At 40.9% G+C, this 17190-nt stretch carries 6 protein-coding genes; 2 read left to right on the top strand and 4 right to left on the bottom strand.

Annotation, left to right across the window (positions count from 1 at the left end; translation table 11 throughout):
• Window positions 1-6966, top strand: a 6966-nt coding sequence (locus A6E04_RS19125) for a VCBS domain-containing protein (RefSeq protein ID WP_065612096.1), incomplete at its 5' end; no start/stop codon positions are given.
• 90 nt (window positions 6967-7056) lie between these two features.
• Here the strand turns inward: A6E04_RS19125 and A6E04_RS19120 are convergent.
• Genes A6E04_RS19120 through A6E04_RS19110 form a run of 3 tightly spaced genes read right to left on the bottom strand, consistent with a single transcriptional unit; the run spans window position 7057 to window position 12031 of the window.
• Window positions 7057-8349 (bottom strand): HlyD family type I secretion periplasmic adaptor subunit, encoded by a 1293-nt coding sequence (locus A6E04_RS19120; protein ID WP_017023634.1) that lies wholly within the window; start codon window positions 8347-8349, stop codon window positions 7057-7059.
• Window positions 8346-10409, bottom strand: coding sequence for an ABC transporter transmembrane domain-containing protein (locus A6E04_RS19115; RefSeq protein WP_017023633.1), 2064 nt, complete (start codon window positions 10407-10409; stop codon window positions 8346-8348). The genes A6E04_RS19120 and A6E04_RS19115 overlap by 4 nt, the downstream gene beginning before the upstream one ends.
• Window positions 10409-12031 (bottom strand): ABC transporter transmembrane domain-containing protein, encoded by a 1623-nt coding sequence (locus tag A6E04_RS19110; protein WP_017023632.1) that lies wholly within the window; start codon window positions 12029-12031, stop codon window positions 10409-10411. Before A6E04_RS19110 ends, A6E04_RS19115 begins: the two co-directional genes overlap by 1 nt.
• A 135-nt stretch (window positions 12032-12166) precedes the next feature.
• Here A6E04_RS19110 and A6E04_RS19105 point away from each other — a divergent pair, with 135 nt between their 5' ends.
• The gene (locus tag A6E04_RS19105; RefSeq protein ID WP_065612095.1) at window positions 12167-14689 is read left to right on the top strand and encodes an HD-GYP domain-containing protein; all 2523 of its coding nucleotides are present in this window, start codon (window positions 12167-12169) and stop codon (window positions 14687-14689) included.
• A gap of 61 nt (window positions 14690-14750) precedes the next feature.
• Here the strand turns inward: A6E04_RS19105 and A6E04_RS19100 are convergent, their stop codons facing one another.
• Entirely contained in the window at window positions 14751-17054 is a 2304-nt protein-coding gene (locus A6E04_RS19100) for a zinc/cadmium/mercury/lead-transporting ATPase (RefSeq protein ID WP_065612094.1), read from the bottom strand.
• Between the last annotated feature and the right edge of the window lie 136 nt (window positions 17055-17190).

The raw sequence follows: 17190 nt of genomic DNA, 5'->3' as shown, positions 1-17190 counted from the left end.
GATACCGGCGAAGCGCATTTCTCCAACACAGATATTATCGGCACACTCGGTACCCTACACCTTACAGACAAAGGCCCGTGGACATACGATCTTGATAACACTAACCCAACCGTTCAGGCGTTAGGTAAAGGCTCGACAGCTACCGATACCATCACCGTTCATTCAGCCGATGGCACGCCTCATCAAGTAACAATTACGGTTAATGGCACTAACGATAAAGCGGTAATTGGTGGCTCGAATACTGGTGCGGTGACGGAAGAATCTCAACTTCAGACTTCAGGAATACTGAGTGTGACTGATGTCGATACTGGCGAAGCGCATTTCTCAAGCACAGATATTATTGGCTCACTAGGCACGTTACATCTAACTGATTCAGGTGCGTGGACGTACGATTTAGATAACACCAATCCAACCGTTCAAGCGTTAGGTAAAGGCTCGACAGCAACGGATACTATCATCGTTCATTCAGCCGATGGCACGCCTCATCAGGTGACGATTATGGTGAATGGTACCAATGATGCTGCAGTGATCATGGGAACATCGACAGGTGATGTTCATGAAGGACACACTTTCACTGCACTAGACGGTAGTATGACTGGTGGCAGTGTCGATGATCGTTCACCTGATCACATGCATGGGAATATAGGAAAATTATGGAACGATGAAATCCATACAGATGGCCACCTATCGATAGTTGATGCTGATACTGGTGAAAGCTATGCCCAAACAGGTGTTTATTATGGTTCACATGGTCGTATCATACTTCAAACTAACGGAGACTGGACCTACTATGCTTCCATCGGCCAAGATGCAACCGGCAGAACAATTGATCACTTAGGAAAAAGTGAAACACTAACCGATACAGTCACCGTTAAATCAGCTGATGGCACCACACACGATATTGTTATCACCATTCATGGCGACAACGACCGTCCATACTGCTCTTCAAAAGTGCAGCTCAACAGCGGTAAAGAAGACCTCGCGCAAACCATCACAGCCACCGAACTCTTAGCAAACACTATAGACGTGGATAGCAACGACCTAGGCAAACTCACCGTTGCGAATCTTCACGCTGATCATGGTTCTATTCTAGATAATCAAGACGGCACATACACTTTTACCCCAACCAAAGACTATAACGGTCAGGTTCATTTTAGCTATGACGTGACAGATGCGCATGGCGGAACGACTCATACAGGGGCGTCTACCACACTCACGGCTACCCCAGACAGCGCCATCATTTCAGAAGTGACAACTGACCACGTCACTGAAGATGGGGCACACAGCAGCCACAATGCAGGGGTTACAACTGAGCTCGCGAATGGAAGACTACAAGTTGTGGATCCAGATAGCGGGGAGAATAAATTCCAGTACAGCCAGTTTGGTGAATCAGCAGTTCACGATCCGTTTGGTGGCATGTTACGTATTGATAGCATGGGCAATTGGGGGTACAGCGTTAATAATGCCAATTTGCAACACCTTGCTCAAGGGCAAACTGAAACCGTTGTCTACCGTGTTCATAGTTATGATGGAACGGCATACGAGTTGCACATAGACGTTGTTGGCACCAATGACGCGCCAACCGTTACCCAAGTTGCGCTAAGTAACGGCACTGAAGACACGCATTATCAAATGCAAGCGAGTCAGTTTGGGTTTACGGATGTTGATACCGGCGACACGCTACATTCCATCGCAATCACAGATCTACCACCAGCAACACAAGGTAAGTTTGTACTCGATGGCCACGATATTACTGCGGGGCAGCACATCCCTACAGCTGACATCAGTAATCTTCAGTTCGTCCCTGCACAAGATTTTAATGGTGATGTTCAGTTTAAATATACTGTTAACGATGGGCATACCGACTCTACAGAGGCTACAAATACTCTTCATTTTGATCCCGTTGGGGACGTAGCAGTAATCACTGGAACGACAACTGGCGATGTCGATGAAGGGCATGGTAGTTTTGGTGATATGTCACCAGATTACGCACATCTTGGCATGGCGAAACTCGGACAATCTGCATTAACGGCTGATGGTAAGTTGGATATTGTTGACCCAGATACGGGGGAATCTCAATTTAGCTCTAAAGGCGGAGCTTGGAATAACTCCTATCATGGACAATACGGACACTTATTGTTAAACACTGATGGTACTTGGCATTACGACGTGACCGTTGGCAACGTTGATTGGGTTGGTAATCGCAAAACAACCGTCGGCACTACCATTGATGAACTAGGTGAGAATCAAACACTGACCGACACCATCACCGTATATTCTAAAGATGGTACAGCTCACGACATAGTAATTACCATTCATGGCGATAATGATAGACCTTATATCAGTTCTGAAGTCACACTTGCCACTGGAACAGAAGATACCGCGCAAACGTTAACCACTGCCGATTTACTTACTAATACTGTTGATGTAGATGCCAATGATGTCGGCAAACTTAGCATTGAAAATTTAGTTTCAGATCATGGGTCACTCTTAGATAACAAAGACGGTACTTTCACTTTCACACCAGAGAAAGACTACAACGGTGCTGTTCATTTTAGTTATGATGTCAAAGATGCCCATGGTGGTGTTACGCATACAGGGGCAACAACGACACTCGTTGCGGTACAAGACAATGCAATTATTAGTGGTGTTGATACCGGCAGTGTGACTGAAAACACGGCAGGCAAAGATATGTCGCCTGATCATGCCCAGCCTGGAATGAGCCATTTAACGGGGGCGATGTTATATGCTGATGGCAAACTTTCCATTTCAGATCCGGATGCGGGAGAAAACGAATTCGATACCAACCAAGTCGGGTCTCAGGGCTACACTTATCATGGCAGTTATGGCCAGCTTATATTAAACGCGGATGGCGGTTGGCATTATAATGTAAATGCTGGCAGTCAAAACAATGGCGCAATGCCAGGTACTGTAGGTACTGCAATTGATAAATTAGGCGATGGAGAATCGCTTACCGATACCATAACTATACGCGCGAAAGATGGAACAACCCATGATATTGTCATTACAATTCATGGTAGTAACGACCGCCCATATTGCTCATCAGAAGTACAGCTTCACTCAGGTAAAGAAGATACCGCGCAAACGCTAACCACTGCAGATCTACTTGCTAATACCGTCGATGTTGACGCCAATGATGCCAGTCAATTAAGCATTGCTAATTTAGTATCAGATCATGGTGTTGTTATTGATAATAAAGACGGGACTTTTACATTCAATCCAGACAAAGACTATAACGGACAAGTACATTTCACTTATGACGTGAAAGATGCTCATGGTGGTATTACTCATACTGGGGCCACTACCACATTAGCAGCAGTCAATGATGCCGCTTTATTTTCAGTAGACGATACAGGCTCAGTAAAAGAAGATGTCCACGTTCAAGGTGACTCTCAACATACCGTGGCAGTATCAGGAGTGTTAATTGTTTCCGACCCTGACGCAGGGGAAAGTGAATTCGTTGCCAACCGAAATGTACATGCGGTGAGTGACCCATTTGGAGGTGATTTAAGTATTGGCCGAGCCGGCGACTGGACTTACTCGGTTTCGAACAACAATTTAAATAGGCTTGCTGAAGGCGAAAAACATCAAGTCACATATGAAGTGGTTTCTCGCGGAGGAGATAAACACCAAATAGTCATAACCGTCGTTGGTACCAATGATGACCCTATCCTATCCGTTACCCAAACCACCCCGACAACGGGAACCCTCACTGAAACCGATGTTGACGTTAAAGATACATATACTTTCTCTGTCGTCAGTTCAACAGGGCAATTTGGTTCAATCTCTGTCGATCCGGATTCAGGTGCCTATGTGTACACTGCAAACTCTTCGGTTGCAGGGATGGCTTATAACAAAGCAACGCACACCTATCACGGAACCGATGTTTTTGAAGTAAAGGTGGCAGACAATCATGGTGGCGAATCATCGACGTTCATAACTTTTGATACCAATGGTCATATTTCAGTTGTACCTGGACAACAACCAACAATTTCAACAAGTGTACTTACTAATCCATTAATCACGGCAATTCAACCAAGCTTACCTACTGGAACAAATACGCCACCAAACAATGGAGTTACAGTAGATTTAATAACACCGAGTGATACAGGTAAATCAAATACGGATAACGTCACCAAAGAGACAACGCCAACAATAACGGGACACACTGATATTCCCTATTCGCAGGTCACTATTTACGATGGCTCCACACCAATTGGACACGCAGTATCTGACGCATCTGGTCAATACAGTGCAGTGGTAAGCAACTTAACAGATGGCGATCATAACCTATCGGCTAAAGCGCTTGCTCCGTCTTCATCTATACCTGCAACATCTTCACTACTTTCAGTTCACGTCGACACTGTGATTGCACCACTGACCATAGCACTGACTCACGACACTGGTAGTAGTAATTCTGACTTAGTCACTCACGATGGCGCCCTAACTATTGGAGGGCAAGAAGTAGGTGCAACCGTTGAATACTCAACAGACAACGGACACACATGGACGTCGAGTTTTACACCACAACAAGGTTCAAACAACGTTAACCTAAGACAAACTGACACCGCAGGTAATGTGTCGGCCAACACGTCATTAAACTTCACCCTTGATAATTCAATTGCACCACCAACAGTGTCATTGGCCCACGACACAGGTCGACACTCTACGAATACTCCGGACTTAATCACTAAAGACTCTCAGCTTTCAATTCAAACGGAAGCAGGCGCAAAAGTAGAATATTCAAATGATGGCGGACACAGTTGGAGTTCAGTATTTAATCCAGTAGAAGGTGTAAACAACCTGCAGGTAAGACAAACTGATATCGCAGGCAACTTATCTCCAGTGACTCACTTTAGCTTCACCTTAGATACAACCCCCGGCACAGTGACAGTGAACCCGATATCGCAAGATAATGCACTAAATGCTGCTGAGAATAATCAGCCGTTGGTAATAACAGGAACCACCTCTAACATCGACCCTGGTGATGTCGTGTATGTTGTCGTTGGTAATAATCATTTTTATGACGCGACCGTAAAATCGGATGGTTCATGGTCATTGACCCTTAGTGCATCTGTTCACCAAAACATTCTGGCGTCCGATCACGACTACCCAATACAAGTGGGTACCGTAGATACTGCTGGCAATTCAACACCTCGTATTTCAACTCAATTATTAATCGATACACAGAACCCTATTCCACATATAACCGTCGATTCAGTTACACAAGATAACGTACTTAATGCCCTTGAATCGGGTCAAAGCATTCCGATAACAGGGACGGTGACTAGTGATTATCACGCAGGTGATACAGTAAGCCTGAAAATAAACGGGGTGAATATTCTGTCTCTCACGGGCACTGTTGACGCTAGCGGACACTTCTCAATTCCAGTTGATGGCAGAGTGTTGGAGCATGCTAATATTCATACTAGTTATGCAAGTGGCCAGGCTGCCCCAATACACTCTATTGAAGCAACAATACAAACAACCGATGCAGTGGGAAATACGGGGAGTGCAACCACCGGTTCACAAGTTTTCACCGTTGATACGCAAATACATGTCGCTATTCAGACCGATCCAATTACCGCTGATAATGTAATTAACGCTCAAGAATCCAATTCATCTGTTGATATCACAGGGGTTGCTTCTGGTGATGTTAATGTCGGTGACATTGTTACTTTAAACGTAAATGGGGCACAACATACTGGCGTTGTAGACTCACAAGGACACTATTCCATTGCCGTTCCTGGTAGCGAGTTAACTGCAGATGCTGACCAAAAAATTGAAGCATCAATCGTAGTAACAGATAGCGCAGGTAACAGCGCTCACGCCACCACAGATGTTGTTTATCAAGTCGACACTCAGGTTAGCCTCCCTACTATTACTTTTGAAAACGCAGGAGCTGACAACTTATACAGCAAAACTGAAATTGCTCACGGACACCCAAATACTATCACAGCAACAATTACGCCTCCTGGTGACGCAAAAATTGGCGAGCACCTTGTCGTTAATGGACAAGACCATGTATTCGATGCTTACAGCCTACAGCATGGGTTACAAATTGAAGTTCGTCCAGGTTCTCAAGTACAGGCGACCATGACTGACGAACACGGAAATACCGCAGGTAGCCAAGGTTTTGCTGCAAGTGCCATACCTGAGCCAATCGTGGTCAAGCCGCCGTCAGGAAGCCATCAAGTGTCTGCCACGCTTGGCGTACCGCCACTACTGCCGTCTTTAACCCCAGTTCCAACGACACAACACGGTTGGCGGATCCACTTACCAAATGGGCAGTATGTAACCAGTCATCATGGGCAATATGGAACACTAACCATTGATCCTCAAACCGGGGATTTACATTATCAAGAACAAACAAATGTTCACACAGGGCCACATGGCAGTGCTTCTGGCATTGGACAGCATGAAGATAAGTTCGAAGTTGCCTTACAAGGTACAAATCAAGATGAAGTTGTCGCGCATGTCAACATTCAGATACTGAGTCACGGCCCGGGGAATAGTGGCAAACTAAATATTGGTACTGAGGTGGTTGATATGACAATCACACCTATAGCACATGCTTCACACCCAGCTCCGCCACCTCAAGTTCAACATGATCAACCAGATTTTAGTAATGAGCATATTAGTGAATTGTCATTCTCGGTTGACTTAGATGAACACTCGTCTGGTGCCTCAGCCTATTTAGATGCTTTAGGTATCACACCACCACCAAAACTTACAGAACATAATGATCACCACACTCCTACAGACTTAGATATTGTATTAGCACATGATAATACTGATATAACAGATGACCACTCATCACACATCGATTTATCTGATGCAATGGAGCACCACAATCAAGATCATAGCCACAATAAACAAGAGGATGAAAACCACCATCATCACAATGACATTGATGGTTTGCCTGATATTGACCCTAATACCTAAAAATAACGAAGTTGGATCTAAAAAGGAACGCAATTTAGCGTTCCTTTTTTATTGTTGATTAGTATTACAACTATCTATTCAGAATCATAATTAACGCTCACCAAAGGCCCGACTGACATTGGTGTAAATCGGTTTCCATAAATACTGGAAGACACTTTTTTCCCCCGTTGTAATATCCACCTCTCCGGTCATTCCTGGTAATAAAGAAAAAGCGTCAGGATCATCACGAAAATACGATTTTTCAATAGATACCGTAACTTCGTAATAAATATCCCCTCTTTCATTTTTACTGGTCGTTGGTGATATTTTTTCAACCTCTCCCTTTAATGCACCAAAGCGACTGTAATCAAACGCATCCACTTTAATTCGTGCGGGTTGACCAATAGAAACAAAACCAATATCACGGGGAGATAAACGCGCTTTAAAACTTGCTTTACCCTCTACAGGAACGATTTCTGCAATCGTACCTCCAGGGACAATAACTCCGCCATTTTGAGTTGATGGAATACTTTGAACCAATCCTTTTACTGGCGATTTAACTACAGTATCTAATACTTTTTCTTTACCAGAACGAATACGTGCTCTTAATCCACTTAAATCCGCTTCTGCTTTAGAACGCTCAATATTAGCCTGAACTCTGGCCTCTGCCCCTATCTGTTTTAACTGAGCGCCCACGGTTTCCGCTTTACGCTTCAACACATTCTCTTGGCTCTTTGCTTGTTGGATCTCTTTTTCTATCGAAGCTAATTTTTGCTTCATTTCTAAAACTCTTAATTTAGAAATATTCCCTGCTTTTTGACCCTTAATTAATATGTCTAATTCTTGTTTAGTCGCATTCAATTGACGTTGATAAACAGGCAACTCAGTTTGTAATCCTTCCAATTCTGCGGCGACTTGGGCTTGCTCTTTAATCACAGCGCTGCGTTTTTGAAAAAACAATTCCTTCTCTGCGGCAAGTTGTTTTAACTGCTGAGATACCTGTCGAGGATAAAAATCAGCGTATTGTGAGAAATCAGGGTCACGTATTTCTACCAATGAATTTAAACGCTCAATCGTTAATTCTAACGCTGCTCTTTGTGCATTCAACTCATCTAATGCGGTATTCTGAAATTTAGAATCAAACTCAACTAATGTTTGACCTTTTTCAACCAACTCACCTTCAGAAACCAAAATTGATTTAAGCCGCCCACCGGTTTCACTTTGAATGATTTGGCGCTCCCCTTCAGGAATAACAGCACCTTTAGCTTTGGCAATCTCGTCAACTTTAGTGAATACCGACCATGCTATAAATAGAACTAAACAAACAGCAATAAAATAAGTACTCAATGACAATAAACGAGCCGTCACTCTTGATTCAACAACATCCACATTTTGCTTGTTCATAGAGAGGCCTCCATTGCTATCTCTGTATTTGAATTATCTGGTAACGGTCCTGCGTATACGAGTGACCCGCCATCAAGAATGATCACTTGGTCTGCTAATTTAATTAATTCAGGATCATGTGATGAAAACACAATTGTCGATCTTCCTTTACGTTGAGATATCCATAGTTGGAACAAGTCACGCGAAGCGGTATCCATGACCGGATTATCCAATAAATAAAACGGATACTCATGAAGATACAATTTTGCTTGCGACAACACTTTAGCTTCATACCCTGATAAAGCATGAGAAATACTCGCCACTATCGATTCATTCAGTTGAGTATCTAAACCACAAGATAACGTATCAAACCATGCTTTTCCCCCAACCTGCTCAATCGCATCAATCATAAGATCATCAGTAAGGTTTCGATTATCACTAACAAACTCTCGAATGGTTAATAATAAAAGCTCAGGCTTTGCCGAGTAGTATCCCAACCATTGACGGTATATTTGAGGATCGTATTGCGATAAGTTATGTCCATTCACTTTGATTACCCCACTTTGTGGTTGGTTTAACCCCGCAAGCAATTCTAACAACGCCGTTTTTCCACTAGCCATTGGCCCAGTAATGACGACCACCTGTCCTGGTTCTATTTTCAGTGAAATCCCAGAGAGCGCAGGCTTCATTTGTTGAGGGAAACGTAGCGTAATTTGTTCTAATTCAATGGTCGGCTTCTCCGACGATAAAGAGTGATGCTGAAATGAGAAGTCACCTTCTATTTTTTGATTAATCGACTGATTGATTTGTAACCTAGCTTGCTTTGTTTGCGTAAAACGAGAGCCACTATTCGCAAGCATTTGTGCTGGTCCTGTCACACGAGAGATCAGCATCATGGTTGCGATCAATCCCCCTGCCGTCATCGCTTGATTAAAGATAAGACCAATACCAAGAGCGATTACCGCCAATGTACTAAGTAAACCTAAAGCATAATAAATCGAGGTATACTTGGCTTGATGACTACTATGAAAAAAACTATTTTTGGCTGCTAATACATTAGCTTTTTCGAATCGTTTTATCCAAAACTCATTCATATTTGCACTACGTAAAAAAGCCAATTTACTATTTAATTCAAATAATAAAGAATAACGATTCGTTCCAGATATCGTTGTTTGATGAGATGTTCTCATCAGCTTTTTTTGACTGTGATGAGCTAACCCGTAATAGCAAAGAAGTGAAAGAAGAGGCACAAGAACTAGCCATCCTCCTAAAAAACCAATCGCAATAATAAAGAGGAGAACAAAAGGAAGGTCAAACAATGCTCCCCCAAGAGGACCTTGAAGTAATCCCTTAAAACTCTCAGCTGTCGTTAGCCGTGACATTAATGCTGACGATGACAATGAACGATTCACCAACAATGAAGAACTAAATATTCGGTATAGCACCTTTTCAGAGATCTCTCGACTAATACGATTTGAAATGGTCGTTAACAATTGGCTTCGTATGACTTTTAATAACAGCATCATCGTAAATAACAACGCTGCTCCAATTGCAATACCGCCAAGTTCATGACCTGCATCTCCACCAATGACATGATCATAAATAGACATAGTAATAAAAGGGATGGCCAACGCAAACACATTAGCAAAGAAGCTAATACACAGCAGCATCGGTAATAATGACTTAAATTTATCTATCCGTTCGCCAACCCAATCTGTCGAGTTTCTCTCTCTAGGTTGTTCATGAATAAGAACGACAAGAGATGAGATAGCGTAACGGGGTAATGAATCACTTTCAAATTCATCTTGTTGGTAAGTTTGAAAATCATTTAATAAAAATCGACAAACTTTAATGTCATCATCCGTAATATACAATGCTGCTAAATGCGATTTTGAAGCAAGCTTTTTAGTATAAGGGTGCACTGTATATGCAATACCTAATCGATCCAATAATGTAAAAACATCATCCATACTTTCAAGTCGGTTTGATGCTATCCATTCCTGACTAAAAGCATGAACATTGGTATTAACATCCATCGCCATCAATAAATTAATGACCTGCGATTGATAACTCTTATCCATTAACCTTCTCCTTGCAATGGTATAAGCTCTGCTTGCGTTTTTGCTAACTCAACTAAAAGCGGATGATCAGTATTTAAAATAATGGTTTTGCCATTACTTGATAAAATTGAAAGTACTTTTGCTAACCGAGTTACTGATTCAATATCTAACGCAATTTCAGGTTTATCTAAAAATAACAACGGCACTGGCTTTGCTAGTTGACAGACTAGAGAAACCAATTTCACACCACCTTGACTTAATTGCTCACCTAACTGAAAACCCACTTTTGTTTCTAAACCGTTAGGCAATTCTGAAATAACTTTATCTAAACCAAGCGCCTTAATTAATGGCAATACCTCTTTTACCTGATTAACATTAAATCCCGTTAAGTTATCTAAAAGCGAACCAGAAATAAGTATAGGGCGGCTTGTCACAAACGCTGTTTGATTTCTATAATCATAATAATCACTAGTGGATACTTGATTATTCCAAAGTAGTTTTCCTTCTGTTTTGGCCTCTAACCCAGATAGATTAATCACCAGTTGACTGAGTAGATCGGTATCCCTTCCATGGAAGGTAACAATATCGCCTTTATTTACCGAAAGCCTTAATTGGTGACGAAAACCAAAACGCTCAATGCAATAATCCTTGGCTGTTAAAGATTCAAATACAGGCAGTTTTTCCGATGTTACTGCTTCTTTTGAAGCTATATTCTGAAATAAATCTTTTACTGAATTATTGGCAACTTGAAATGAGCTGTATTTTAAACGTAATCCCACTAATGCACTCATTGGGGCAACCGCTCGACCAGATAAGATAGAACACGCGGCTAATCCTCCGGTAGTTAATTCACCAGATAATACCGACAAACTGCCAATAATAACCATAACAACAGAGGTTCCCAACGCGGCAATTTGGATGCATTCTTGTGCGATAGCCGTATTACGCTCTGATTCTGCGATAGATAGCCATCGATTTTGGTTTAATTCCTTAAAGTATTGAAATGTTCGTGATTCTGCTGCTTGTTTTTTTACCCCTTCAAGCATCGTAAAAACAATAACTAAGAAATTCATTCGACTGATTTCATTTCCTGCTGCAGTCTTAGCATGCTGATATGATTTATTCGAAAACAAACAAACAAACACTGCCGCAACAACCCAAACAACAATAGGAATAAGAACAAGTTCCCCTCCCACATAAGCAACTAATGAAAGGAAAATAAGCACAAAGGGCACATCAATTAGCCCACTCAGTAAACCGCCGGAATAGAACTCTTTAATTGAAGAGATCCCCTTCAACCCTTCCTGAAGATGGCCAGGCTTTAAACTCAATAATTGCTTAGCAGGCAGTTCAGTAAGTTGATGTAAAATATAAGAATACATCTTTGTTTCTGTATTTATTGAGGCAGCGGCTAATATCCAAGAACGTACGAAGCGAAGAAAAGCATCTATTAAAATAGCAATACTCGCACCACTAAGAAGCAGTACCGCAGTGCCATAGCTTTGATTTGGTAAAATTCGATCGTAAATTTGCAGAACAACGAGAGGAATTGATAACGATAAGATATTAATAAGTAACGATGAAGGTAAAACCCGCAGCATTGTTCTTTTTTGATTAGAGCGGTAAGAAGACAACAAATCCATTTATAGTCACCTAATAGTAATTATGCATAAATCAAGTCTTGGACAAGAATCATTAATTATCAAGTAAATAATTGGTTTTATTGTTTTTATGCACTAGGTTAAAGGTTAGATATCACATATTTTTACGAGGGTGCAATGAAACGGATTTCATTAAAAACGTACTTATTCATTATTTTTGCGACTATTTTTATCCTATTTTCAATCAATTTATATACAAATATAAAAAGTGCCGTCACAAAACTATCAAGCGAACATATATCTGACGTTGCCGAACTTCACCAGCAAATTATCAGTAATAACGTAAACTTCACCATATACCAAATAGATGCATTAGCAGAAGAGATCTCAGGTATAACATCACTGGATATTCATAATATCCCACCATCGTTAATTAACTTTACATCTTCCGCTTTCTCTCACTTTCCCGCATTAACTAATGTGTATATCTATGATATTAAAAACAATGGTATTAATTTAAAAAACATCGACGGTAACATCGAAGCAATATTTGCAACCAGTTCATCATTGGAGAAAATGTGGAACACAAATAAAACGTACACCGTCAATGATGAATATCTATATTTAAGTCGTTCTAAAAATGCGAACCTCAAAATTATCTTACAAATATCAACGGCCATTTTCTTTGAAACGACAGACCATCAACTGGTTAACAAACGTAACGTTGGGTTTTATCTTTACGACTATCAATTAAAAGAAATCATTTACTCTGATCATGTGCCCACTCCTTTATCTTATTCACAGCTGCAAGGCGTTTTACATAATGAGCATGAGACCGTATCTCTTGATGGTTCAACCTACACCGCTTTTGTTCACAAATTAAATCATAGATCTCTTTATTTTGTTTCTCTCATCCCTGAAAGTGTAATTAATCAGAATTTTAATACCGTCTCTAATGATTTATTTTTGAATATCATCGCCTACATTTTTCTCGCGATATTGATTATATTCCTATCCACATCTTACATATCAAAACGGCTAGTTACGCTCCTAAAAAACGCACAGAAAATAAATCACTTCCAATTTAATCAACAACAAAAACAAAATTCGATTGTTAAAGAAATTCACAACCTCAGCAGCACACTTGAAACAATGGATAAAACCATCGATGATATTTTAAAAATGGTTTTCATCATTGCAAAAAGCGGTAATCTATTTCAGTTAGGCGCGGTTGTTGACAAAAAAATACATCAAATTACGACAGGACACAGTTATCTTTATGTCACCAATAACGAGAGTACATTAAGCAGTATCGAGGGTGGGAAAAAGATCCCTATCAAGAATCAAGATAAATCTTATTACTACGATGCTTCTGTCCATTACTTCAATTTACATAATGATAAGAAAAAGCTTATTGGCTGCCTACTCATTGAAGTCCCTCTTAATCATACTGTCCCTAAATACCGGCTATTATTTATTGAACGTTTAGTTCAAATAATCGCAATTTCAATTGATAAAAATAAACTTCTAGAGCAACAAAAAAACCTCTTACTTTCTTTTACTAAATCGATTGCTTCTGCCATTGATGCAAAATCGCCTCATACTGCAGGCCATTGTCAGAGAGTGCCTGAATTAACCCTAATGTTAGCAAGATCGGCTCAAAAAAATGAAACACAGTGGAAAGAGTTTTCGCTTAGTGAACCTGAGTGGGAAGAGTTGTACCTTGCTTCTTGGCTGCACGATTGTGGGAAACTAACCACTGCAGATCACGTAATAGATAAAGCAACAAAACTGGACATGTTTACTAACCGTATTCATGAAATTCGCACTCGATTTGAAGTACTAAAACGAGACGCCGAAATCCTTTATTTAAAAACAATTATTGAACATAAAGAGAATACGCCCGAATTAGAGCGAAACTACCATGATACGATCGCTCAATTAGACAATGAGTTTTCTTTTATTGCGGAGTCCAATCTTGGTAATGAATTCTTCAGTGAAGAAAATCAACATAGACTACAACAAATAGCACAAAGAAATTTTGTGAGAACCTTAGACAAACAACTTGGACTATCATGGGAAGAAACTCAACGTCTTTCTGATGATGAAAAAGTAACCCCCTCTGTCGAACTCATTTTACAAGATAACCGCAGCCAACAAATACCGTGGGATATAAACAAAGCTACCGATACGCGATTTGCACTCCAACCATTTGAGTTTAAATTTAATTTCGGAGAAATTTATAATCTATCAGCACAGCGCGGTACCCTTACGAACGAAGAGCGCTTCTTAATAAATGATCATATTATTCAAACCATCACCATGCTTGAAGCCCTTCCTTATCCTGAGCACTTAAAAAACATCCCGATAATTGCAGGTGGGCACCATGAACAAATGTCAGGCAAAGGTTATCCTTATGCAGTTCCGGCATCAGAGCTCCCCGTCACAGCAAGGATGATGGCTATTGCTGATATTTTTGAAGCACTTACCGCCAGTGACCGTCCTTATAAAACACCTAAAACATTGTCTGAATCATTAAAAATATTGGCTTTCATGGCAAAAAATCAACATATAGATAAAGAGATATTCCAACTATTTTTAGAAGATGACGTTTACCTTGAGTACGCTCACAAATTTTTAAAACCAGAACAAATTGATGACGTTGATGTTTCGACTTACCTTACTCTTGCAAATTCATGAACAAAAAAAACGCCATTTTAAACAAATAAAATGGCGGTTTTATTTTTACGGTATCCTACGTTTATTTTTCTTTAAATCGTAAGAGACGCAATGCATTTAATGTAACTAATGCCGTTGCTCCACTATCAGCAAGAACAGCAACCCATAGGCCGGTAATACCAAACAAGCTTGTCATTAAAAATATGGATTTTAATCCTAGCGCTAGTGTAATGTTCTGGCGAATATTACTTAGTGTTGCTTTTGACAGCGCAACCATTGGTGCAAGTTCTTCTAATCGATTATGAGTTAACGCTGCATCAGCCGTTTCTAGAGCAACATCCGTTCCCCCGCCCATCGCGATACCAATAGAGGCAGTTTTCATTGCTGGCGCATCATTAATACCATCACCGACCATTGCCGTTTTTGCTTTTGCTGTTAGCTGCTCAACGTATTTCACCTTGTCTGACGGTAATAAACCCGCTTTATAGTCAATATTCAGCTCTGCAGCAATCGCTTTGGCAGCACGTTCGTTATCACCCGTTAACATGATGGGTGTAATGCCGAGTGCAACTAACTTCTGAACTGCAATTTTCGCATCAGGACGTAATTCATCTCTCCACGCTAATAAGCCAGATACTTGATCATTTACTAGCACTAAAACAACCGTTTTTCCTTGTTCTTCTAGAAACGCGATTTGGCTCTCGGCTTCAGAAGTAACTTCGCCATCAAATTGTTGAGGCGCATAAAGTGCGATTCGTTTTTCATCAACGATCCCTTTTATCCCTTTACCTACAACCGTTTCACGATCATCCGCTTCAATAACCATCAGGCCTTGTTCTTGTGCTTTTATTACCACCGCTTTTGCTAATGGATGTGACGACCCCATCTCTACCGCGGCTGATTGCAATAAGATACTGTCTTCAGTTTCCATCTCAACAAGTACTCGAATATCAGTGAGAACTGGCTTACCTTGCGTTAAGGTACCTGTCTTATCAAACGCGATATTTTTAATATGACCTAGCTCTTCTAATGCTGCGCCACCTTTAATTAACGCCCCTCTTTTCGCTGCCGTTGCCAAACCAGAAGTTATAGCTGCGGGTGTTGATATCACTAACGCACACGGACAAGCGATAAGTAGCATTGCTAAACCACGGTAAATCCACGTATCCCATGATTGACCAAACATCAATGGTGGAATAATAATAACGAGTAGTGATAACAGCATCATTGCTGGTGTGTACCAACGGCTGAATTTATCAAGAAAACGCTCTAACGGTGCTTTACGGGATTCAGCTTCTTCAATCAAATGTAAGATACGATCAATCGCGTTTTCACCTTGAGCTGACGTTATCTCGATTTCAATTACACGGTCATTAACAATCGACCCTGCCATTAATACATCACCCGTCTTTTTATCAACAGGAACAGACTCTCCCGTTAAGGCACTTTCATCAAAAGAAGCAAACTCTGACGCTAATATTGCATCGGCAGCTAAACGATCGCCTGGAGAAACTTGAACTCTGTCTCCGACTTTCAGATCGGAAGCCGAAACCTCTTCTTTAGTGCCATCTTTATTGATGCGTAGCGCTGTATCTGGCACTAAGTCCATTAACGCTTTTACGCCACTACGAGCTTTCGCTGACGCATAGCCTTCTAATTGTTCACCTAACATAAACAATAAGATAACCATAGCGGCTTCAACCGTTTCACCTAAATACACAGCACCAATAGCGGCAACTGTCATTAACGTTTCTATCGAAAATGGAGAGCCATTGATAGCTAAACGAATCGCTTTTTTACCAATTGGAATAAGGCCAAATAAACCAGCAACCGTGAATGCAATGGTCCCGAGTTCTTTGTTAACTAAATTAATACCTGTCGCAATGACTAAAAAGGCAACAAGGATGATCAATAAAATATTTTTACGCCAAAATGGTTGTGCATCACTTTCTGATGCGTTTTTTGACCCCATGTCAGATAATGGAAAACCCGTGGTTTTCGCGACACTAATCACTCGTTCAAACGCCGCTTCGTTATTCGTTCTTACCGTCAGTTTCTCTGTTGCAAAGATAACGTTAGCGTCCGTCACTTCTGGAATGGCAAGAATCGCTTTTTTTAATTTAGCAGCACAACTTGGGCAATCCATGTCAGCAATCAGCCAACTGCGAGAAAAAGTACTTGTTGCAGGAATGGCAACTGAGGGGTCTGAATCTCCAGAATCCGAACCACAACAAGAATCACTGTCACTTGACTTATCAACTGAACTACAGCAATCAGACACTGCCGATTCCGCTTTAATGCTTGTGATTTGTGGTGCGGCACAACATGAGCTTGAAGGGTTATGTTTGTGATCGTGATTGTGTGTTGTTTTATGAGATGTACACATGAGAATATCCTTTCTTACTGTTAGGTATTATTAACTATTACAGTCACTATAAACCTTAGAGTTAACTCTAAGGTCAAGCGATAACATTAATTAATACAAAAAGAATAAGATCAAAAAAAGGCACCGAGGTGCCTTT

The organism is Aliivibrio logei (genome assembly GCF_001691055.1).
GTDB lineage: Bacteria > Pseudomonadota > Gammaproteobacteria > Enterobacterales > Vibrionaceae > Aliivibrio > Aliivibrio salmonicida.
The sequence above is the reverse complement of the archived record's forward strand: the minus strand, read 5'-3'. Positions and strand labels throughout refer to the sequence as shown.